We start from the raw sequence: 21740 nt of genomic DNA, 5'->3' as shown, positions 1-21740 counted from the left end.
CGGGTAGTAAAAAAAAGGGCGCCTATAGGCGCCCTTGTTGTATTCACCGCACGCTCAAGGAGCGTGGCTGGCGATATCGGTTGGGCCACGGCGATAGACGTCCTGCAGTACCAGATCGAGCGCCTTGCCACTAATGCCAGCGGAGCTATGATTGACGATCGCACTGACCGCCCAACTCTGGCCGTTATTATCCCGGGTAATACCTGCTATCGCCTTAACGTTGCGCAACGAGCCGGTTTTTACGTGTGCTTCGCCAGCGAGCGGCGTATTGCGCAAGCGCCGTCGCATAGTGCCATCCATCGCGGCCAGTGGCATTGAGGCGACGAATTCGGCGCGGTAGGGGCTCTGCCAGGCCGCCTGCAACAGCGTGGCCATGTCGCGGGCAGTGAGTCGCTCCATGCGAGATAGGCCAGCGCCATTCTCCATTACCAGGCCATTCGGATAGATGCCTTTCTCTGTCAGCCAGCGGTTGATCACGCGCACGGCTGCCTTGTGATCGTCACGATCGGCGGGTGTACGCTGATCACGGCCAATGGTCAGAAATAGCTGACGTGCCATGGTGTTGTTGCTGTACTTGTTGATATCACGTACTACCGATACCAGATCCGGCGAGACGCTTCTTGATACCAGGCGTGAGCTGGACGGCGCGCGACCAATTCGAGTGCCGCCACGGATACTCCCGCCCATGTCTTGCCACAGGGTGCGCAGCAGGCTGCCGGTATAGGTTGTGGCGGTCAGTGCAGACAAATAACGTTGAGCAATACAGCCCTCATGTACGCTGCCGGTCAGCGTTATAGTGGCTTGGTGTCCGCGGTCGACAATAGCGTATTCGACGTCAGGTTTGGGGCAGGATGTCGTCTCGGGGAGTAGCAATAATTGGTTGTCTACTGCGACCTCTGGCAGGTTGGGCTCCAGATTGATTCGTACCCCGTTTTCTTCGCCGTAACTGCTGAGCACAAAAAGCTTCAGATTGCTGAGTAGGGGATCTGGTTCAACCAGAAAAGGCCTGTTTTGATTGCCGCTGTCGTCGATGAAGGGGGGGATGTCGCTGGGGAAACGCATATCCGCCGGTTGCAGAACCAGCTCGCCGGTAATGTCGCGGATACCTGCTGCCTTGAGATCACGCAGCATCAACCACATGCGCTCGATGGTCAGCTTGGGATCGCCGCCGCTACGAAAGATCAGATCACCCTGCAAGGTGCCGTTGACGACCGGTCCGTCGGCAAAAAGATCGCTACGCCATTGGTAGTTGGGCCCCAGGATTTCAAGCGCTGCGAAGGTGGTGATCAGCTTCATGGTAGAGGCTGGGTTTACCGGTATGTCAGCATTGACGAACTGCGCCATGCCTTGTCCTTCCAGCGGAATGACCGCGAGCGATAGCGCGTCATCCGGGATTTGTGCGTCGGTCAGCGCCGTGCTGACCTTGGCAGGTAATGTGCCGCTGTCTTCCGCGTAGGCGATAGTATGGGCAAGCAGGCCAAGCAAGGGAAGGCAGAGCAAGGCGCGTTTAAGTCGGGTAGGCATGAATACCAGCTCCGTGAGGATCGAGGTGGCTGAAAGCGGTTATGTTCCCTTTCATTCCATTATGGAAACATAATTACTCAAATAGCCGCTTACGCCAAGTACTTAAAGTAAATTGTTATGTTGACTCTATTTAAAGTCTGGTTGGCGACGCAGGCGTCCAGCGAACCATAAAATGGGCAGCAAAACCAGAAAGATCGCTACTGAGAGCCAGATACTTTGGCTGCGGATTCGATAGGCGTCGGCAAGTAGCTCATCTTCCGGCACCAGGACAGCCAGGTAAGTATCTTGTATGCCGCGCAGGCCAATGCGCTGTTGCTGAATGATCCAGTTCCGCCCCTCGAGCTCACGGGTAATCCGCCGTTCCTGTCGGTAGCCATCCATCGCCAGGGCAGCTAATAGCGTGCTACCCAGTTGATTGAAGCGTTTCAGGCTTAGATCATTTGCCTGCGCGGTATGTTGCAGCCGCTGTATATCCTGATACGCAATGACGGTGCCATCGCCGCTATAAATCAGCAGTTTTGATGAAGGGGTGATTCTCTGTTCATGCAGTGTTTTTGATAGCATGCCCAGGGTGAGGTCAGCCCCAAAAACCGCTCCGTTGGGCGCGCGTTTGGCCAAGGTAGTGCCAAACTGGCGGGTTGAGAAGAAGCTATAGGGCAGCGTTGCTATCTGTTCGTCAGCTTTTTGCGCCTGAATGTACCAGGGGCGTTTGCGTGGGTCGAAGCCGTCATCTGCCATTAGGCGCGCTTCAATGATAGAGAGTTGCTGACTCATAAACAGAAAGGTGACGCTGCGCTCTCCGTTCTCGTTCTGCACATGCCAAGCCATCAAGCTCGCTTGCTCGGGCGCATCGAAGCGGTTTTGATTATCCGCCGCCAGCAGTGGACGCAGCATCAGATAGTCGCCGTCAGGCCAGCCAACGTATACCGAGTTTAGTTGGGGGTTGTCCTGCAGCACCTGAGCAAAAGATGGCAAATGAGGAAGGCGCTCTGACAGCTCCCGGGTTTTCGCCAGGTCGCCCAGGCTGAGGAGATTAAGGCTCTGGCTAGGCGGTTGGTAGAGAATCTTGAGCTGGGTTTCTACTTGAACATTCAGTCGCTCGAACAGCTCAGCGCTGGTCGATAGCATCACGCGGGAGAGTTGATGGTATTGAAATAGCGTCAGCAACGTGCCGGTCAAGAGGAGCGTAGTAAGGGTGATCAGCGCTGACAGGCGAAATGGCCTTTTGGCAGATCTGGGTGCGGGATTTTGCGGCATCGGTGCCCTGTGTTTCTGCTTGACCGTGTAGGCCAATATAGACCATTACTCAGGCGTTGGCAGGTCAAACAGGGTACGCGCTGTTTCGCTGGTATGGCTTGCCAGTTGCTGTAATGACTCGCCACGGCATTGTGCCACGCACTGAGCGACTTCCAGCAAAAAAGCGGGCTCGTTACGACGGTTCTTGGGTTTATCCGCCATACTACGCGGCAGTAACCAGGGGGCGTCGGTTTCAAGCATCAAGCGACCCGCCGGAATATCACGCATTAGCGGGTGCAAATGAGTGCCACGCCGTTCGTCGCAAATCCATCCGGTTATACCAATGTGCAAATCAAGGTCGAGATAGGCGTAGAGCGCTTTCTGGTCAGCCGTAAAGCAGTGCACCACGGCGCCACTGAGCTGGTCACGAAAGTCGCGCAGCACGGCAACAAAGGTCTCACTGGCGTCGCGCTCGTGCAAAAAAACCGGCAAGCGGCTTTCGGCGGCGATACTCAGTTGGTCTTCCAGGGCTTTGATTTGTGCATTACGGGGAGAGAAGTCGCGGTTGAAATCCAATCCGCATTCACCGATCGCTTTGACCGCAGGGTCGGCGCTGAGACGTTTCAACTGTTGATTGCTATCAGCCTGCCATTGTTTTGCCCCATGCGGATGCACGCCAGCAGTAGCAAACAGGCGTTGGGGAAATTCAGAGCAGTACTCGATGACCTGGTCGGCATGATCGAGCGAGGTAGTGGTCAGCAGCATCTGGCTGATGCCAGCCTTCCAGGCCCGCTCCAATACAGCAGAGCGGTCCTTGATGAAGGCCTTGTCAGTCAGGTTGACGCCAATATCAATCCAATCCATGGCGCTACGGCTTAGTCCTTGCGTGGCTTGGCCGCACGAGGCTTGCTGGGAAAGTCACGCTTGGGCTTGCGCGCCGGACGAGATTCAACCTCGCCGGGCGGCAGTGGCCAGGCACGAATTTGCAGCGGCACGCCATTGATCTCGGCGCTAGCCAATCGGTTCAGGATGTCCTGATCGAGCTGGGGCAGGTATACGCCGGTATGCTCGGGGAACATCTTGATATGACCAATTTGCTGACGCTGCATTTTGCCAACCTTGACCAGCACATCAACCAGAGGCTTGGGCATCAGCCCGCTCTTGCGGCCACCCTGAACCTTGTAACGAGTCAGGCCGCTGTCGCGGTCAAACTGGTTCTCTTGGCGTGCAGGTGCGCTCGGCAGCTCGGAAACAGGCTCGAGCAGGGCCTTGGCGCTTGGCAGAATTGACAGCAAGGCAGCTGCCAGTTCGGTCGAGTCAAGGCTAGTCAGTTCCTGCAGGTCAGTAACCAGTTGCTGATGCAACACGTTGGCGTTTTCACGAGCCGTGTTCAGACGTGTGGCCAGCTTGCTCAAGCGACCGCTGCGCACTGCGTCAGCCGTTGGCAGTGCTTGTGGCTCAATCTTCTGACCGGTCGCTTTTTCCAGAACATGCAGCAGACGACGCTCGCGCGGCGTAGCAAATAGAATGGCAGTACCCTGACGGCCAGCACGGCCGGTACGACCAATACGGTGCACGTAGCTTTCGCTGTCGTGCGGCAGGTCGTAATTGAGCACGTGAGTGATGCGCTCTACGTCCAGGCCGCGTGCCGCTACGTCAGTGGCGACAATGATGTCGATCAAGCCACGCTTGATGCGGTCAACCACTTGCTCACGCAGCTGCTGGCTAAGATCACCATTCAACGCGGCGGCAGCAAAGCCTCGTGCTTCCAAGCGCTCGGCAAGCTCAAGGCTGGCGGTCTTGGTGCGCACGAAAACGATCATGGCTTCGACCGGCTCAACTTCGAGCAGGCGCGTCATGGCGTCGAGCTTGTGATGATTGGACACTTCCCATACTTTCTGGGTAATGGTGTCCAGGCTGCTGCTGGAACCGCTGTGCAGGCGGATTTCCTTGGGATCTTTCATGTGCTTGCGGGCAACGGTGCGCACGGCTGGTGGCATCGTGGCTGAGAACAGCGCCTTCTGCGTCTTCTCAGGAACCTCTTCAAACACGGCTTCCAGATCGTCGGCAAAGCCCATCTTGAGCATTTCGTCGGCTTCATCGAGAACCAAAAAGCGCAGGTCCTGCAATTTCAGGCTGCGACGACGCAGGTGGTCAGTCAGGCGTCCTGGGGTGGCAACGACAACATGCGCGCCGCGCTCCAGTGCCTTGAACTGCGGGGCAAAAGGTGATCCGCCGTAAAGAGCTAGAACGGAAAAGCCGCGCATGTTCTGCGCGTAGCGCTGGAACGCTTCTGCAACTTGCAACGCCAGTTCGCGCGTTGGTGTCAGGATCAGCGCTTGGGTTGCACGCAGGCTGACATCAATTCCAGCCAGTACAGGCAAGGCAAAGGCGGCAGTCTTGCCTGTGCCGGTTTGCGCCAGACCTAGCAGGTCATCGCCGCTTAGAAGTGTGGGGATGGCCTCGGCCTGGATGGGGGAGGGTGTTTCATATCCGAGGCTGTTTAGGGCCTCGAGAAGCGGAGCAGGTAAGCCAAGTTCGGCAAACTGCTTGGCCGCCGGAGCGGTATCGGACATACGTGAAGTAAACCTTGGGGGATATGTAATAGGCCAGTATACGCGGTTTATCGATAAATTGCCGAAGCCTTTTTTGTTCCTCTGTTCATTGTTCTGATGAAGTGGCAGGCTAATAGCTGATTTCAGTATAGAGGATGGGCTTATGGGGCGCTTGGTAGAGGGGCATTGGCACGATGAGTGGTATGACACAGAGTCGACCGGCGGTGCATTCAAGCGCGAGGATGCGGGGTTTCGTGAACAGGTCGAGGAAGGCATGCGTCACCCACCCGAGTCAGGTCGCTATCATCTTTATGTATCTCTTGCCTGCCCCTGGGCGCACCGCACGCTGATCATGCGCAAGCTCAAGGGACTTGAGCAACACATTGATGTGACGGTCAGTCATCCACATATGCTCGAAGGTGGCTGGCGTTATGACCCGCCAGAGCCATTGTATGGTTTTGCGCATCATCATCAGCTCTATACGCGAGATAAGCCCAACTATACTGGCCGCGTCACGGTACCGGTACTCTGGGATAAGCAGACGGAAACTATCGTTAATAATGAATCGGCGGAAATATTGCGGATATTCAATAGCGCCTTTAATACCCTGACGGGCAATACCGACGATTATTACCCAGAGCTGCTCCGCGAAGAGATCGATCGCATCAACGAGCGGGTATATCACGACATCAATAACGGCGTTTACAAGGCTGGCTTCGCCACCAAGCAGCAGGCCTATGAGAAAGCGTGCCTGGCCCTGTTTGCTGCGCTGGACTGGGTTGAGGAACTACTGGCTACGCGGCGCTATCTGACCGGCGAGCGCATTACCGAAGCCGACTGGCGCCTCTTCACCACGCTGGTGCGCTTTGATCCGGTTTATCACGGACACTTCAAGTGCAACATCCGTCGCATTCAGGATTATCCCAATCTGTCAGGTTACCTGCGCGAGCTTTATCAGTGGTCTGGTATTGCCGAAACGGTCAGTTTCGAGCACATCAAACAGCACTATTATTACAGTCACGACACTATTAACCCGACGCGTATCGTCCCGTTGGGAGAAGGGCAGGACCTGCGTCAGCCGCACGGTAGAGAACACCTGCCAGCCAAAAACTAGCGCTGGCATGCGCCGCGCGGGCTGCTAAGATGTCGCGCCGCGCGCCGTATTGGCGGGGTGATGTGCGATTTGCGCTGAATACAAAAATCGATATGCCCGTGTCCTATAATTGTAAACTGGAGGTGCCGTGAGTGACCTAGCAAGCCAGATCCCGCCAGCCCTGACGTTGGCGGGTATCGCCCTGGTCAGCTTAATCTGTCAACTGATGGCCTGGCGCTTGCGCTTGCCGGCAATTCTTTTCCTGTTGCTCATCGGTATTGTCGTTGGCCCCGTGCTCGGGGTGATCAAGCCGGATGAGTTTCTGGGCGACCTGCTGTTCCCCATTGTTTCCCTCTGTGTTGCATTGATCCTGTTTGAAGGCAGCCTGACGCTCAAATTCGAGCAGTTGAAAGAAACCGGCCCGGTCGTGCGCAAGTTGGTGACAGTAGGGGCACTGGTGACCTGGGGCGTCATCAGTCTGGCCTGCTACTGGTTGATCGGTCTTGATGTGGCATTGTCTGCCTTGTTTGGCGCCTTGGTGGTGGTTACCGGGCCGACCGTTGTCGTGCCTATGTTGCGCACGCTGCGCGCTACGCCGCGGATATCTAAAGTCTTGCGCTGGGAAGGTATTCTGATCGATCCGATCGGCGCGCTGCTGGCGGTGTTGGTGTACGAATGGATTGTTTCGCAGGCGGCCGGACACAACGGTTTTATGGCCAGTTTGTTGATCTTCGTTGAGGTCATCGGTGTTGGCGCAATCGCCGGTATTCTGGGTGGCTTCCTGATGGCAACGGCGATGCGCAGGCGTTGGGTGCCCGAGTACCTCGAAGTGCTGGCATCACTGGCGTTGGTGTTGGTGATGTTCTCGGTATCCAACGAGATCGCCCATGAATCAGGTTTGTTGACCGTGACTATCATGGGTATCTGGCTGGCGAACGCCAAGGGTATCGATATCGAAGAAATTCTGGTGTTCAAGGAGCACCTGTCAGTACTGCTCATCTCGGGATTATTTATCCTGCTGGCTGCACGGCTTGATCTGGATGCCTTGTTGGCGTTGGGTTTGCCTGCGTTGGCGTTGCTGGCCGTGATTCAGTTTGTAGCGCGCCCGTTGGCGGTATGGATCAGCAGTATCGGTAGCGAGCTGAGTTGGCAGGAGCGCGCTATGGTCGCCTGGGTCGGACCGCGCGGCATTGTGGCGGCAGCGGTGTCCGCATTGTTTGCGTTACGGCTGGAGCAGTCTGGCTACGAAGATGCTGCGCTGGTCAGCGCGCTAACCTTTGCTGTCATTATCGGCACCGTGGTATTCCAGAGTGCCACGGCGCGCTCGATCGCTGGCTTGCTGAAAGTAACCGAGCCAGAGCGCCGCGGCATTCTACTAATTGGCGCTAACCAGGTGTCCAGGGCACTGGGTGAGGTACTGCAGCGTCTTGAGGTGCCCCTGTTGGTAGTCGATACGCATTGGGATTCGGTTCGCCAGGCGCGCATGAAGGGGCTGCGCACTTTGCGTGGTAATCCGCTGTCTGCGACAGTCGATAGCAATCTGGATCTGGCCGGGCTGGGTACGCTCTTGACGCTAACGCCTGAACGCGAATGGAACGCCTTGCTCAACCAGCATTTTCGTCGTGACTTCCCGGCCCACCGTATTTTCACGGTGCGCAACGAGCGGGCCGGCACCAACGAACGCATGCAGATTTCGTCCAAGCACGAAGGGCTTCCCTTTGGCGAGGAAGGCTTAACGTTCGGTAAGCTGTCGAGCCTCATCAGTCAGGGCGCACGCTTCAAAGCGACCACGCTGAGTGAAGGTTTCAGCTATGAAAAGTGGCAGGAAGACGCGGGCAAAAATCGTATCGCGCTGTTGGCGCTTACGCCGGAGCGCCGCTTGCGGGTGCTCAGTCCTGGCTTGGAGTTGGTGCCGGAAGCGGGCTGGACACTGATCTATCTGGCGACAGCGCAGGATGAAAAGGCAGCTGATGTGGTCGCGGTTGCCAAGCGCGAACAGGAGCGTAGCGAGCAGGAGGTTAAGCCTCAGCTGCCCGACGCTCAATAGCGAATGGCTGTTACCCAGTACAGGCGCTCACCACCGGGTGCCTGTACGCAGATTTCATCGTCCAGTGTTTTGCCCAGTAGTGCCCGGGCCATGGGACTATCGATACTGATGTGTTGCTGTTTGGGGTCTATTTCGTCGGGGCCAACAATGCGCACGCACAGTGCTTTGCCATCTTCGTCCTCCAGCTCAACATAGGCGCTGAAATAGATCTTTGTTGGATCGCTGGGTGGTTGGTCTACTACTTTCAGTGCTTCCAGTCGCTTGCGTAAAAAACGTACGCGGCTGTCGATTTCTCGCAGCATCTTCTTGCCGTAGATGTACTCGGCATTCTCCGACCGATCACCCAGGGCAGCCGCTTCGCTGACTGCTTGAGTAACCGCTGGGCGCTTGACCCGCCAGAGTTCGTCCAACTCGTCACGCAAGCGTTGCGCGCCGGTCGCGGTTATCAGTGGCGTGCCCGCACTGCGCGGTGGGCGATAGCGACTCATTTTAGTGACTCCGGTTGATCAGCCGCATCGGGCTTTGGTTCACCACGGCACGCGTGCCGAGGGCACCGGCAAATCCAATGAGTAGTGCCGCGCAAAGCGGCGTTAGCAGCCAGAACAAGAGGTGCGGCTGCCATTGCAGGTCCAGCGCAAAGCGATACAAGGCCCAGGTGGCCAACTCACTGGCAACCACGGCCATCAGGCCGGACAGTAAGCCCAGCAGGCTGAACTCCAGCCAGTTGGCACGGCGCAGCAGTGCTTTCTTGGCGCCCAGAGTGCGCAGCAGGGCGCCCTGGTAGAGGCGCTGGTCGAGGGTTGCTTGCAAGGCAGCAAACAACACCGTGAGGCCCGCCAATAGGACAAACACCAGAACGTACTCTACCGCCAGGGTGACTTGAGCCAGAATGCTGCGGATCTGCTCAAGGATGGGCTCTACTTCGAGTAAGGTCATGGCCGGGAAGGCGCGCGTCAATTGCCGCAGAGAGTCGCGTTCACTGGTTGGCAAATAGAAACTGGTCAGTAGCGATGCGGGCAGGTTGTCCAGGCTGCCGGGTGAAAACACCATGTAGAAGTTGGGGGTGAAGTTATCCCATTCCACCTTGCGAATGCTGCTGACGCGGGCTTCCAGTGTTTGACCGGCAATGACAAAGCCAAGCGCATCGCCCAGCTTGATGCCCAGGCTATCAGCGAGATCCGCTTCGACCGATACTAGTGGGCCTTCAGCGGTCTGTTCGCCCCACCATTGACCTTCACGCAGCGTGTTATCCGCCGCCAGATCGGCTGACCAGGTCAGGCTGAGATCGCGGTTAATCGCACGTTCCCCCTGACTCTCTTTGGTGACTTGCTCACGGACCGGCTGCTCGTTGATGCTGACCAGGCGTCCGGGTGTGACCGGATAGAGCGGTGCGCTGGAGGCGCCTATGGATTCCAGCTGCGCGGCAAAGGCCTCCGCTTCGTCTGGCAGTATGTTGAGCGCGAAGTGGTTGGGAGAGTCTGGCGGCAGTTGATCCTGCCAAGTGGTGAGTAATTCCGTGCGCAGAATTACGACCACCAGCATGCTCATGAAGATCAGGCCAAAAGCGAGAATCTGGGTGGCTGCAGCGCTGGGTTGCTTGAGCAGTTCGCCACTGCCCAAACGCCAGGCCAGGCCAGCGCGGCCCAGCGGACCGGCAAAGCTGCGCAGTAACAACCAGGCCAGCACTCCTAGCACAACCGCTGCAGCCGCGCCGCCAAATACCATGGAGAGCGTTAGCGAGAGGTTACCGGTGAACTGCCACATCAGCAGGCAGAGCGCGAACAGCGCAAGACCGTAGATCAGCCAGCTGCTGCTGGGCATCGGCGCCAGGTCGCGGCGCAAGACGCGCAAGGGGGCTACGCGGCCCAGACGCAGTAATGGCGGCAGGGCAAAACCGATGAGTGCAGTAAAGCCGGTCGCTGCGCCTATCCATAATGGCTTGAGGCCTGGAGCGGGAAGATCTGGCGGCAACAGATCCCGTAGCAACGCAATCAGGCCCCACTGCACCAGCCAGCCCGTCAGCAGCCCAGCGGCTGTAGCCAATGTACCGAGCAGCAATAATTGGTAGAGAAACAGCTTAAGTACCTGGTGCCGCGATAACCCCATACACCGCAGCAGGGCGCTGGCGTCAAAGTGGCGCACGGCAAAGCGCCCGGCCGAAAGGGCGACTGCTACGCCCGCCAATACCACGGCGGCAATACTGGAGAGCCCCAGGAACTGGTTGGCACGATCAAGCGCGCTGCCAATCTGGCGGTTGTCATCGGTAACCGTCGTTAGCTTCTGATTTACTTCAAGACGCGGTTCTAGCCAGTCGCGGTAGTTATTCAGCGTTTGTTCGCCGCCGCTGAGCAGCAGTCGATAGGTGACCCGGCTGCCGGGTTGCACGATGCGGGTGGCGGGCAAGTCCGCGAGATTCATCAGTACGCTAGGCGACAGGCTGTAAAAATCGCCAGCTCGATCCGGCTCATGGGTAACCAGTGCGCTGATACGCAGTGTGGCGTAGCCTACGTCCAGACTGTCGCCAACGTTCAGCTCGAGCTGGTTTAACAGTCTCGGTTCAATCCAGATTTCGCCAGGGGCGGGGATGGTTTGGGTGCTGCGCTCGTCGCCGAACGGCTGGTCGGTTATCCGTAACTCGCCGCGTTGCGGGTAGCCTGCTTCAACTGCCTTGACGCTGCTCAGCTGCATTTGCGCATCGGTCGCCATGACGCTGGAGAAGCCAACTTGCGCGCTGGTCTGTAATCCCTGTTCGCTGGCCTGCTGGGCGTACAGGTCAGGTAACGGGCTGCGCGAGGAGATGACCATGTCGGCGCCAAGAAACTCTGCCGCACGGCTGGTCATGCTGCGTTCAAGGCGATTGGTAAAAAAGCTGATAGCGGTGCTGATGGTGACCGCAATGAGCAATGCCAGCACTAACACCCTGAGCTCACCCGAGCGCCACTCGCGGCCCAGCAGGCGCATTGCCAGCGCGGGGCTGTTAAAGCTGCTCACGTGCCGGACTCCATGAGTTTTCCGGCCTGCATCTGCAGCGTATTGCTGCAGCGTGCGGCCAGACGCGCATCATGTGTCACCAGTACTAGGGTGGTTTGCTGCTGAAGGTTAAGATCAAACAAGAGATCAGTAATACGCTCGCCGGTGGCGGCATCCAGGTTGCCTGTGGGCTCGTCGGCAAACAGGATGACGGGCTCGCTGGCGAAGGCGCGGGCGATGGCGACGCGTTGTTGCTCGCCGCCGGATAGCTGCTGCGGGTAGTGGCTGGTACGCGCCGCTAGTCCTACTCGCTCAAGCAGGTCGCTGGCGCGCTTGCGCGCATCTCGTCGGCCGGCCAGTTCGAGCGGCAGCATGACGTTTTCCAAGGCAGTGAGGCTATCCAGCAACTGGAATGATTGAAAGACAAAGCCCACTTGCTCACCACGCAGGGCGGCGCGCTCATCCTCATCCAGCTGATTGAGTGCTTTGCCAGCCAGCTCGACTTCGCCACTACTGGGTAAATCCAGTCCCGCCAGCAGGCTGAGCAGGGTAGACTTGCCGGAGCCGGACGCGCCAAGAATGGCAACGCTGCTGCCGCGTTCTATGCTGAGGCTGACGTTGTCTAGAATAGTCAGCTCTGCTTCCGAGCTGTTGACGACTTTGCTAAGGTGGCGAGCGATAATCACATTGTCTGACATGGTATCTGACCTGATGAAACCCTGGAAAAACTGCCTGGCGGCAATCCTGTTGTCGCTGGTGACGCTGCCTGCCTCTGCGCAGGGCATTCTGATAGTGGGTGATAGTATCAGTGCGGCTTTCGGTCTGGAACTTGAGCGTGGCTGGGTGAGTCTGTTGGAGGCGCGTTTACGCGAGGAATCAGTCGATGTGCCGGTGGTCAATGCGTCGGTAAGTGGGGATACCACTGCGGGCGGGCTGGCCCGCCTGCCGCGGCTTTTACAGCAGCACGAGCCTGAGCTGGTGATCATCGAATTGGGCGGTAATGATGGCTTGCGCGGTCTTGCTCCAGATAAAATGCAACAGAATCTTTCCGCGATGATCGAGGCCTCAGCACAGACCGGTGCTGATGTCATCTTGCTGGGTATGCGTATTCCGCCTAATTACGGTGTGCGCTACACCGAGGCCTTTGAACAGGTGTATCGCACTCTTGGCGCAGAACCGCAGGTTGCCCTGGTGCCTTTTGTGCTGGAGGGCGTGGCAGGTATACCCGAACTGATGCAGGGGGATGGGGTTCACCCCAACGCCCAGGGGCAACCCGGAATTTTGAAAAACGCCTGGCCGCCGATCAGCGACTGGCTTGTTAAGCAGCCCTGAGCTGTCCATATTGGTAGGAGAGTCTGTGTGGCTGTAAGTGTGTCCTGGATTGCCAGGCGCTGGTGTATTGTTGAGCAAGATGAGCAACAGGACCTGTTTGTTAAGGACCCTTGGCACCTTCACCTGGTGGACATCAATTTGCGTCTTGATGTGCCCCGTGAACGTACCCTGTGTGGCGACCTGTTACCGTCCCGTCCTATTTATCGTGAAGTGAGTCGGCAGGTGATGGCGGCGGTTTGCCCTGCCTGCCTGAGCCTGGCAGGTGAGTTGCGCAAGGGGCGCCAGCCTGTTCGCCCGCGCGCGGCTGCCCCGGGTCAGGATGAGCATCCGCAGATTGTCATGACTATGTGTCTACCAGGAGTGAATGCATGAGTGTCTTTCGTCCCGCACTGACAGTACTGGCTGTAGCTGCCACCCTGGTGTCTCAGGTGACGATGGTTCAGGCCAATGATTATGTGTTGGAAAGTCCTGAGCAGGATGTGATTGGGCAGATGGAAATACACCGGGCAAGCTATGAAGATACCTTTGCCGACCTGGGTAGCAATTTGGGTTACGGTTACCTGGAAATGATTGCCGCCAATCCCGGTATCGATCCCTGGTTGCCGGGCGAGGGCACTGAGATAATTCTGCCAGGTGAGCACGTTCTGCCCGTGGCGGAACACGATGGCGTGGTAATCAATCTGCCTGAGTTTCGCATGTATTATTTCCACAAGGGTGGCGAGCGGGTATCCAGCTATCCAGTAGGCATTGGGCGGGAAGGCTGGTCTTCGCCCTTGGGGCAGACGCGCATATTACGCAAGCAGGAGAATCCATCCTGGTATCCCCCCAAGTCGATTCTTGAAGAGCACGCAGCCAACGGCGACCCCTTACCTTCGGTGGTGCCGCCAGGGCCTGACAACCCCATGGGGCCATTCAAAATGAACCTGGCGATGAGTGGCTACGTTATCCATGGCACCAATAAAACCTTCGGCATAGGGACACGGGTAAGTCACGGTTGCTTCCGTATGCGTAATCAGGACATCACTGAGCTGTTTCCGCAGGTGCCGGTAGGTGCGACTGTCACCATCGTGAACCAGCCTTACAAGTTGGGCGTAGTGGATGGTCAGCTCTATCTTGAAGTACACACGCCGCTTGATGAACATGGTATGCCGTCGACGCTGGATAAGCAGGGCGCTATTCAGGCGTTATTGGCAGAGCAAAGCGACAAGGTAAGAGGGTTCAAGCTGGACTGGGAGGCTATTCGTGATCTGGTCTACGCGGAAAGTGGTATACCCGGGGTGATTGGACAACCTGCTCGGCCGATATAAGGCCGAACAGGCAGCAGTCCAGCGTGTTACTTGCGGCTGGCGCGATCGAGCATACGCATAGCGCGCTCGTTTGCTTCGTCTGCAGTCTGCTGGGCGCGTTGAGCGGCAGTCAGAGCTTCGGTCGCTTTGCGATAGGCTTCATCAGCACGAGCTTGAGCGCTTGCAGTTGCGTTTTCATTTGCGGCTACCCGCGCGCTCATTTCCTTTTCCATGTTGTTGCTACAACCCGCAGCCAGTAAGGCAGCGAGAGCTACAGCAGATACTTTCAATGCAGTTTTCATATACTTCCCCTTGATATAAAAGTCCTTGCTAATAAGAACGCACTGCTAAAGACCCGACTTTAAATTATGAGTTCCTCAGGGCCTTTGCAGTGCGTTCTTGGCTAGCGCTGTTAATAGTAGCAGCTGACATCAGGGATGAAAGCCAGTAGGTCGTAAATCCCTCCTTATAAGTGCCAATCAACCTGTGTAATCCGGGGGGTATTTGCTTGTTTTGACACGCTGGTGAGGTAATGTGTCGCAGGCAAATAACTATAAGGATTGACCATGCTCGGAAACCTCGGCTTGCTCGTTGGCCTCGCGCTGTTGATATACATGGCGTTGCGCGGCATCAATATTTTCATCGCGTCTCTGATTTGTGCGCTGGTAGTAGCATTGACCAATGGGCTTCTGGTCTCGCAAACACTGCTGGAGTTTTATCCCTTTGGTGCCTTGGGTGCTTTCACCTTTGCAGGTAAATTTTTCCTGCTGTTCCTCTGTGGTGCCATCTTCGGCAAGGTCATGGCGACCAGTCAGGCCGCCAAAAGTATCGCCATGGCGATTACCCGCAGTCTGGGCGTGAAACATACGCTGCTGGTGGGCATGATCGTCTGTGCGTTGCTGACCTATGGTGGGGTAGTGGTCTTTGTCGTGGTATTCACCATGTACCCGCTGGGTATCACCCTGATGCGTGAAGCCAACCTGCCCAAGCGCTTGTGGGTGGCGGCGACCTCCATCGGTGCTGGTACCTTCACTATGACTGCGTTGCCGGGCACACCCTCCATTCATAACGTTATTGCCGCCAGTTCACTGGGGACCGATCTCTTTGCGGGCGGTTGGATCGGCATCTTTGCGGCGCTGGTTATGGCCGGTTTGGGCATGTGGTATGTCGAGCATCAGTGGAAAAAAGCCCGACTGACCGGTGAAGGCTTTGTCGAGAATGCTCAGGATTTGCGCATGGAGCAGTTGGCTGACAATACCACTGAAGCTCCGCCCTGGATGATGGCGATGGTGCCGATGGTGGTCGTCTTGGGCGTGATCATGCTGCCGCGTCTGCTGCTGAGTCTGGCGGACTGGTCTGCTGGCGACAGTGTGGTTGGCAAGGTGTTGCTGTTCAGTGCCTCGCAGCCGATCGTGTGGCCGAGCATGGCGCTGATTTTGGGCTCGTTGACCTGCGTTGTGCTGTTTCCGCGTCTGCGTCGTAACGCCGCGCAAGTTTTCGGCCAGGGTGCTGATGACTCAATCATGCCTTTGCTTAACACCGCAGCGGTGATCGGTTTTGGCGGCGTGGTAACCCAGACCCCCGGTTTTGCACACTTTGCGCAGTGGATTCTGAATGTCGATATGCCACCGTTGCTGTCGGTATTTGCCTCTGTCAGCGTGGTGTCGGCTATTGTCGGTTCATCCTCTGGTGGCCTGCAGATTTTCATGCAGACTCTGGCGCCAAAGTATCTGGAAATGGGCGTTGAGCCAGAGATACTGCACCGTATTTCGGCTATTGCCGCCGGTGGTCTGGATTCATTGCCACATTGCGGTGCGGTCATTGCAACCCTGATGATCATGGGGCTGACCCACAAACAGGCCTATAAAGATCTGTTTGTGGTAACCGTACTGGTCCCGGTTATTGCCTGCCTGCTGTCCATCGGTTTGCTGATGGCCTTGGGTATTGGGGTTAACCCACCGGCGTGATACTTGATTATTTTTTGCTCGCGGCGGAATCATTCCGCCCGAGCAACGTCTATAGTGGATAACTTGAGTAGTGCACATACAGCAGCCTGGGAGACTGACAATGAATACGAACGCCACCGTCCAGCATGATCCGGAAGGCAAGCAGTTCTACGTTATTGTTGATGGTGCTCGGGCTTATCTGGCCTATATGGACCTAGGCAAGAAAACCCTCGATATCTACCGTACCTTTGTACCCAATGCGCTGCGTGGCAAAGGTCTGGCGGCCAAGCTGACTGAGCATGCGCTACGTTATGCTGAAGACGAGGGCTATACAGTGCTGCCATCGTGCTCCTATGTGGAGTGGTACATGGATCGTCAATCAGCCAATGCTGATTAACGCTTGCGTCAGTAACAAACGTGCATAAAAAAACCGCCTTTCGGCGGTTTTTTTATGGCTAATGCCAGCGGTGCTCAGCCAGCGATAACGCGGCTACGCTCGGGCAGAACTGCTTTCAGTTTCTCACTCATGCTGCGCACACTGTTGACGGTGGTGTCCCAGTCGATACAGGCATCAGTGACGGACACGCCGTATTGCAGCTGCGACAGATCCTTTGGAATGGACTGACTGCCCCAACCGATATGGCTTTCAACCATCAGGCCGACAATGGAGTTGTTGCCTTCCAGAATCTGATTGGCAACGTTTTCCATCACCAGTGGCTGCAGGCCTGGATCTTTGTTGGAGTTGGCGTGGCTGCAATCGACCATGATGTTGGGCGCGATTGAGGCTTTCTCCAGGTCTTTTTCGCATAGTGCAACGCTGACCGAGTCGTAGTTCGGCTTGCCATTGCCACCGCGCAGTACCACGTGACCGTAGGGGTTGCCCTTGGTGGTCACGATAGAGACCTGGCCTTGCTGGTTGATGCCCAGGAAGCGGTGCGGGCTGGAAACCGATTGCAGCGCGTTGATCGCAACCGACAGGCTACCGTCAGTACCGTTCTTGAAGCCAACCGCAGAGGACAGACCGGAAGACATTTCGCGGTGAGTCTGCGATTCGGTAGTACGGGCGCCGATGGCAGACCAGGAAATCAGATCCTGCAGATACTGCGGCGAAATCGGATCCAGCGCTTCAGTCGCAGTGGGCAGGCCCATCTCGGCCAGGTCGCGCAGTAACTGCCGGCCGATGTGCAGGCCATCTTCAATCTTGAACGAGTCGTCCAGGTAAGGGTCGTTGATCAGGCCCTTCCAGCCGACGGTGGTGCGCGGCTTTTCAAAATAAACGCGCATGACCAGGTAGATCGTATCCTTGACTTCGTCTGCCAGCACCTTGAGGCGAGCGGCGTAATCCTTGGCAGCTTCGATGTCATGAATAGAGCAGGGGCCGATCACGATGAACAGGCGGTGGTCCTTGCCATCGAGAATATCGCGGATCACCTGACGGCTTTCAATCACGGTTTTCTGCGCGGCTTCGCTCAGCGGAATCTTCGCTTTCAGCTGTTCAGGGCTGATAAGAATTTCGTTGGAGGTGACATTTAAATCATCAATTGGTAAATCGGCCATCATTTATCCTGGGTGTCGTGCCGGCCGCAATGGGGTGCGACCGTTTCAAAAGTGTTCCACAGCTTAATCAAGCTTGACCGCTTAGGCTACCCCACGCCTTCTATTACCTTGAAAAACAAAATTATTAACGGCGCCGACGCAATAGTTGCGGATTCATGGCGTGCTTTGTCGTGTTGTTGACTGTCTTGCCTTGGCTGTGACCATTACCATTAGCGGCATAAACCCACATCGTTCAAATGAGGCTTGTATGGATAATAAGAAACCACGCATCGGCATTATCGGCACCGGTGCCATTGGCGGCTTTTATGGCGCCATGCTGGCGAAGGCTGGGCATGATGTTCACTTCTTGTTGCGCAGTGAGTATGACGCGGTGGTTGAGAAAGGCATTACGGTTAACAGCCTGGTTAATGAGCCGCTGCATCTGCATCCGGTACAAGCCTATAAGAACGCCGCTGACATGCCTGTCTGTGACTGGATACTGGTGGGCGCCAAGGCGACCAGCGATGACCTGGGTGACCTGATTGCCAAGGCAGGTAAAGCGGATGCCAAGGTCGTGCTGCTGCAAAACGGGTTGAATAACGAAGACAAGCTGCGTCCCTTTCTGCCCGATAGCATGCACCTGATTGGTGGTCTGTGCTACGTCTGCCTGTTCCGCGAGGGGCCGGGCCTGATCAAACATCAGTTCAACGGCATGATCGACCTGGGTTACCACTCAGGGCCGGCTGCCAATGATGCCAAAGCTTTGCTCGAAGAGGGCGCCGCGCTGCTCAAGTCAGGCGGTATTCCTACTCGTATCCTGCCTGGCGTCGATGCCGCCCGCTGGCAGAAGCTGGTGTGGAATGCGCCCTTTAATGGCACCTCTGTGGTACTGAACGCAGGTACCACCCAGATTCTGGGCAATGAGGCCAGCCGCAAGTTGATCGGCGACATGATGGAAGAAGTGGTCGCGGCGGCCAAAGCCTGTGGCGTAGATATGCCCGATGGCATCGGGCAAAAACTATTGGCCGGGACAGCTGTTATGCCGGACTACCATCCCAGCATGTATCACGACTGGTTACACAAGCGCCCGATGGAGTTGGATAGCCTGTACGGTGAAATGCTGAGTCAGGCCAAGCGTGCCGGTTGCAGCATGCCCAAAACCGAGGCATTGTTGGACATGCTGACGTTCATTCAGAACGGCTATCTCAACGCCTAAACCGCTTAAAAGGACGACTATGCCCGCGCTACTCGGTGACAAACTGGTCATCGCCATCTCATCGAGGGCATTGTTTGATCTGGATGAAAGTCATCAGGTCTATGAGCGTGAGGGGCTGGAAGCCTACCGTCAGTATCAGATAGCCCGCGAGGACTCGCCCCTAGAGCCGGGTGAGGCCTTCGCGCTGGTGCAAAAGCTTTTGCACATCAACAGTTTGCTTGCAGGCGACAGCAGGGTAGAGGTGGTGCTGCTGTCGCGTAACAGCGCGGATACCGGCCTGCGGGTATTCAACTCGATTCAGCACTATCAGCTGGGTATAACGCGCGCCGCCTTCGCTGGCGGCCGCAGTCCCTTTACCTATATTCCTGCCTTTGGCTGTCATCTGTTTCTATCTACTCACGCAGAAGATGTGCGTGCGACGCTGGATGCCGGCTTTGCCGCCGCGACTATTCTGCCTTCACGGCTGCGTCGGGAAACCCGCGACGAACTGCGTATTGCCTTTGATGGCGATGCGGTGCTGTTTTCCGATGAGTCAGAGCAGGTATTTCAGCGCGACGGTTTGGCCGCCTTTCAGGCCAGCGAACAGGCTGCCGCCAGGCAGCCGCTCGGTGGTGGCCCGTTCAAGGCCTTTCTCGCCGCACTTAACCGAATCCAGACCGAGTTTGGGCAGGAGCAATGCCCTATTCGCACCGCCTTGTTCACGGCCCGCAGCGCGCCAGCCCATGAGCGCGTGATACGCACCTTGCGTGAATGGGATATTCGTCTCGACGAGTCGCTGTTTCTGGGTGGGTTGGATAAATCCGAATTTTTACAGGCGTTTGGCGCTGATCTGTTTTTTGATGATCAGGAAGGCCACTGCCAGCGTGCGATGGGCGTGGTGCCGACCGGTCACGTGCCCCATGGTATCAGTAATCTCAAGATCCCCGAGCCGCGTTAATGAACGCTGCGCAACTAATTGATTGTTAATAGATTTTATCGTCTGCTTAATTTTTACTCTGCTGTTGGTCGGCATTATTAAACTTTCCTGTCTAAACCTGATTTTATCGTCTAACCTAAGACGATTAACAACTAATCTGGTTATAAGCGGTCTATCCCTGACAGACACCTTTGCCGTAACCAAACTACAGCCCAAAAAAGACTCAAAGGTGTAACGCCCAAGAGGCCAAAAGCGGTTTGCATCAAGGCCGCTGGATCAAGCAGAGGAATACCTATGAAGTTGCAGCAACTGCGCTATATCTGGGAAGTGGCCCACCACGATCTCAACGTATCCGCCACGGCGCAGAGCCTGTACACCTCGCAGCCCGGCATCAGCAAGCAGATTCGCCTGCTGGAGGATGAACTCGGCGTAGAGGTTTTTTCGCGTAGCGGCAAACACTTGACGCGCATTACCCCGGCGGGAGAGCGGATTATCGAGACTGCGGGTGAGATACTGCGCAAGGTCGACAGCATCAAGCAGATCGCCCAGGAGTTCAGCAATGAGCGCAAGGGCACGCTAACGCTATCGACCACCCATACCCAGGCACGCTACGCGTTGCCGCCGATTATCAAAAGATTCATCAGCAGCTACCCCGACGTCTCTTTGCATATGCACCAAGGCACGCCGATGCAGATCTGCGAAATGGCCGTCGATGGTACCGCCGATTTTGCCATCGCGACTGAGGCGCTTGAGCTGTTTTCCGATCTGGTGATGATGCCCTGTTACAAGTGGAATCGCTGTGTGATCGTGCCCAAGGGGCATCCTCTGGCGGACATTGGTGAATTGACGCTGGAGGCGCTGGCCGAGCATCCGCTGGTCACCTATGTCTTTGGCTTTACGGGGCGCTCCAAACTGGATGAGGCCTTTAGCAATCGTGGCTTGTCGCCCAAGGTGGTGTTCACGGCTGCCGATGCGGATGTGATCAAGACTTACGTTCGTTTGGGCCTGGGTGTGGGTATCGTCGCGCATATGGCAGTGGATGCCGTGGCTGATCCTGATCTGGTGGTGATCGACGCCAGCAAGTTGTTTGAAGCCAGCGTGACCAAGATTGGCTTCCGCCGTGGCACCTTCCTGCGTGGTTACATGTACGACTTTATCGAAACCTTCGCGCCGCACCTCACCCGCGAGATGATCGATAATGCATTGCAGTGCAGTAACAAGCTCGAGCTGGATGAGTTGTTTGCCGGGGTCGAGCTGCCTGTGCATTAAGCGTCACAGTGAGCACAAAAAACCGGAGCATTGCTCCGGTTTTTTGTAGCTGCTGCGTAAAGCGTCAGACAGTACTATCAGGACTTGGCGATCAGGTTGCCGGCGTGCAAACCGCATTCTTTCTGGGTGGCTTCTTCCCACCACCAGCGACCTTCGCGCTCATGCTGATTAGGCAGTACCGGCCGAGTGCAGGGCTCACAGCCGATGCTGACGAAGCCGCGTTCGTGCAACGGATTGTAGGGAATCTCCAGCATGCGGATGTAATTCCAAACGTCTTCGCTACTGTAGCTTGCCAGTGGGTTGAACTTGATCACGGTATGTTCTGGTGTAGAAAACGCCGCGTCCTGCTCAATGACGGGTACGTCTGCGCGGGTGGGGCTCTGGTCTTTGCGCTGGCCAGTAATCCAGGCATCGACGCTGGCCAGTTTGCGGCGTAGTGGGGCGATCTTGCGGATGCCGCAACATTCGCCATGACCGCTTTCATAGAAGTCGAACAGGCCTTTTTCGTGCACGTAGGCTTCGAGTTGCTGATGGTCTGGTGACAGCGCCTCAATCTTGATGCCGTAGTGTTTGCGTACCTGTTCGAGAAACCGGTAGGTTTCCGGGTGCAGGCGGCCGGTATCCAAGGTGAATACCTTGATGTTGGGATTGATTTTCCAGGCCATGTCGAGCACGACGATGTCATCGGCACCACTGAAGGACAGCCAGAGGTTGTCAAAGTGGTTCAAGGCCAGTTCGAGGATCTTTTGTGGCGACTCATTGGCGTAGTCGCCGGCGAGTTTTGCAGTATCAAAGGTAGTCATGGGCATCAGGC

General features: G+C 56.5%; 20 protein-coding genes. 10 read left to right on the top strand and 10 right to left on the bottom strand.

The genetic code is table 11. The features are described from left to right. Nucleotides 1-54: 54 nt before the first annotated feature. The 4 genes from dacB to EF096_RS07110 all read right to left on the bottom strand — a co-directional run bounded on the left by dacB (nt 55) and on the right by EF096_RS07110 (nt 5336). A complete protein-coding gene (dacB, locus tag EF096_RS07125) occupies nt 55-1524 on the bottom strand; it encodes a D-alanyl-D-alanine carboxypeptidase/D-alanyl-D-alanine endopeptidase (RefSeq protein WP_123888942.1) in 1470 nt (489 codons plus the stop codon). Between the two features lie 126 nt (nt 1525-1650). Continuing rightward, on the bottom strand, nt 1651-2781 hold the full coding sequence (locus EF096_RS07120) for a PDC sensor domain-containing protein (protein WP_123888941.1): 1131 nt from the start codon (nt 2779-2781) through the stop codon (nt 1651-1653). Nucleotides 2782-2826: 45 nt separating this feature from the next. Then, the gene (locus EF096_RS07115; RefSeq protein ID WP_123888940.1) at nt 2827-3624 is read right to left on the bottom strand and encodes a TatD family hydrolase; all 798 of its coding nucleotides are present in this window, start codon (nt 3622-3624) and stop codon (nt 2827-2829) included. Nucleotides 3625-3635: 11 nt separating this feature from the next. Next, nucleotides 3636-5336, bottom strand: a complete 1701-nt coding sequence (locus EF096_RS07110; protein ID WP_123888939.1) for a DEAD/DEAH box helicase — start codon at nt 5334-5336, stop codon at nt 3636-3638. Nucleotides 5337-5478: 142 nt separating this feature from the next. On the opposite strand from EF096_RS07110, the gene EF096_RS07105 reads away from it, so the two are divergent. Next, a complete protein-coding gene (locus tag EF096_RS07105; protein ID WP_123888938.1) occupies nt 5479-6429 on the top strand; it encodes a glutathione S-transferase family protein in 951 nt (316 codons plus the stop codon). A 127-nt stretch (nt 6430-6556) separates the two neighbouring features. After that, entirely contained in the window at nt 6557-8455 is a 1899-nt protein-coding gene (locus EF096_RS07100) for a cation:proton antiporter (protein ID WP_235869654.1), read from the top strand. Here the strand turns inward: EF096_RS07100 and greB are convergent. Genes greB through EF096_RS07085 form a run of 3 tightly spaced genes read right to left on the bottom strand, consistent with a single transcriptional unit; the run spans nt 8449 to nt 12123 of the window. Further along, nucleotides 8449-8943 (bottom strand): transcription elongation factor GreB, encoded by a 495-nt coding sequence (gene greB / locus EF096_RS07095; protein WP_123888937.1) that lies wholly within the window; start codon nt 8941-8943, stop codon nt 8449-8451. The two genes, EF096_RS07100 and greB, sit on opposite strands and share 7 nt — an antisense overlap. Nucleotide 8944: 1 nt before the next feature. Next, entirely contained in the window at nt 8945-11416 is a 2472-nt protein-coding gene (locus tag EF096_RS07090; RefSeq protein WP_123889042.1) for an ABC transporter permease, read from the bottom strand. 26 nt (nt 11417-11442) lie between these two features. Further along, on the bottom strand, nt 11443-12123 hold the full coding sequence (locus tag EF096_RS07085) for an ABC transporter ATP-binding protein (RefSeq protein ID WP_123888936.1): 681 nt from the start codon (nt 12121-12123) through the stop codon (nt 11443-11445). Between the two features lie 13 nt (nt 12124-12136). Between EF096_RS07085 and EF096_RS07080 the strand changes: the two genes are divergently transcribed. Genes EF096_RS07080 through EF096_RS07070 form a run of 3 tightly spaced genes read left to right on the top strand, consistent with a single transcriptional unit; the run spans nt 12137 to nt 14064 of the window. Continuing rightward, complete coding sequence (locus EF096_RS07080; RefSeq protein WP_123888935.1) at nt 12137-12757, top strand: arylesterase; 621 nt, start codon at nt 12137-12139, stop codon at nt 12755-12757. Between the two features lie 27 nt (nt 12758-12784). Next, the gene (locus tag EF096_RS07075; RefSeq protein ID WP_123888934.1) at nt 12785-13129 is read left to right on the top strand and encodes a hypothetical protein; all 345 of its coding nucleotides are present in this window, start codon (nt 12785-12787) and stop codon (nt 13127-13129) included. Beyond that, nucleotides 13126-14064 carry a L,D-transpeptidase family protein gene (locus EF096_RS07070; RefSeq protein ID WP_123888933.1) on the top strand — a complete coding sequence of 313 codons (939 nt, stop codon included), beginning with the start codon at nt 13126-13128 and terminating at the stop codon, nt 14062-14064. Before EF096_RS07075 ends, EF096_RS07070 begins: the two co-directional genes overlap by 4 nt. Before the next feature lie 26 nt (nt 14065-14090). Here the strand turns inward: EF096_RS07070 and EF096_RS07065 are convergent, their stop codons facing one another. Then, nucleotides 14091-14345 carry an Lpp/OprI family alanine-zipper lipoprotein gene (locus EF096_RS07065; protein WP_123888932.1) on the bottom strand — a complete coding sequence of 85 codons (255 nt, stop codon included), beginning with the start codon at nt 14343-14345 and terminating at the stop codon, nt 14091-14093. A 264-nt stretch (nt 14346-14609) separates the two neighbouring features. Here EF096_RS07065 and EF096_RS07060 point away from each other — a divergent pair, with 264 nt between their 5' ends. Both EF096_RS07060 and EF096_RS07055 read left to right on the top strand, forming a co-directional pair. Then, a complete protein-coding gene (locus EF096_RS07060; protein ID WP_123888931.1) occupies nt 14610-16010 on the top strand; it encodes a GntP family permease in 1401 nt (466 codons plus the stop codon). A gap of 100 nt (nt 16011-16110) precedes the next feature. Beyond that, nucleotides 16111-16386: a GNAT family N-acetyltransferase gene (locus EF096_RS07055; protein WP_123888930.1), complete on the top strand. Its 276-nt coding sequence runs from the start codon at nt 16111-16113 to the stop codon at nt 16384-16386. Nucleotides 16387-16460: 74 nt separating this feature from the next. On the opposite strand, the gene EF096_RS07050 is transcribed toward EF096_RS07055, so the two are convergent. Next, nucleotides 16461-17546: a 3-deoxy-7-phosphoheptulonate synthase gene (locus tag EF096_RS07050; protein WP_123888929.1), complete on the bottom strand. Its 1086-nt coding sequence runs from the start codon at nt 17544-17546 to the stop codon at nt 16461-16463. 247 nt (nt 17547-17793) lie between these two features. Between EF096_RS07050 and EF096_RS07045 the strand changes: the two genes are divergently transcribed. The 3 genes from EF096_RS07045 to cysB all read left to right on the top strand — a co-directional run bounded on the left by EF096_RS07045 (nt 17794) and on the right by cysB (nt 20926). Further along, nucleotides 17794-18741: a putative 2-dehydropantoate 2-reductase gene (locus EF096_RS07045; RefSeq protein ID WP_123888928.1), complete on the top strand. Its 948-nt coding sequence runs from the start codon at nt 17794-17796 to the stop codon at nt 18739-18741. Between the two features lie 19 nt (nt 18742-18760). Then, entirely contained in the window at nt 18761-19678 is a 918-nt protein-coding gene (locus EF096_RS07040) for a 5'-nucleotidase (RefSeq protein WP_123888927.1), read from the top strand. Between the two features lie 273 nt (nt 19679-19951). Next, nucleotides 19952-20926, top strand: a complete 975-nt coding sequence (gene cysB, locus EF096_RS07035; protein WP_123888926.1) for an HTH-type transcriptional regulator CysB — start codon at nt 19952-19954, stop codon at nt 20924-20926. 77 nt (nt 20927-21003) lie between these two features. Here the strand turns inward: cysB and EF096_RS07030 are convergent, their stop codons facing one another. After that, nucleotides 21004-21729, bottom strand: a complete 726-nt coding sequence (locus EF096_RS07030) for a phosphoadenylyl-sulfate reductase (RefSeq protein ID WP_123888925.1) — start codon at nt 21727-21729, stop codon at nt 21004-21006. Between the last annotated feature and the right edge of the window lie 11 nt (nt 21730-21740).

The organism is Pseudomonas neustonica, from assembly GCF_003797945.1.
In the GTDB taxonomy this organism is placed as follows: Bacteria; Pseudomonadota; Gammaproteobacteria; order Pseudomonadales; family Pseudomonadaceae; genus Halopseudomonas; species Halopseudomonas neustonica.
Note: the sequence above shows the minus strand (reverse complement) of the source record. Positions and strands in the feature narration are given on the sequence as shown.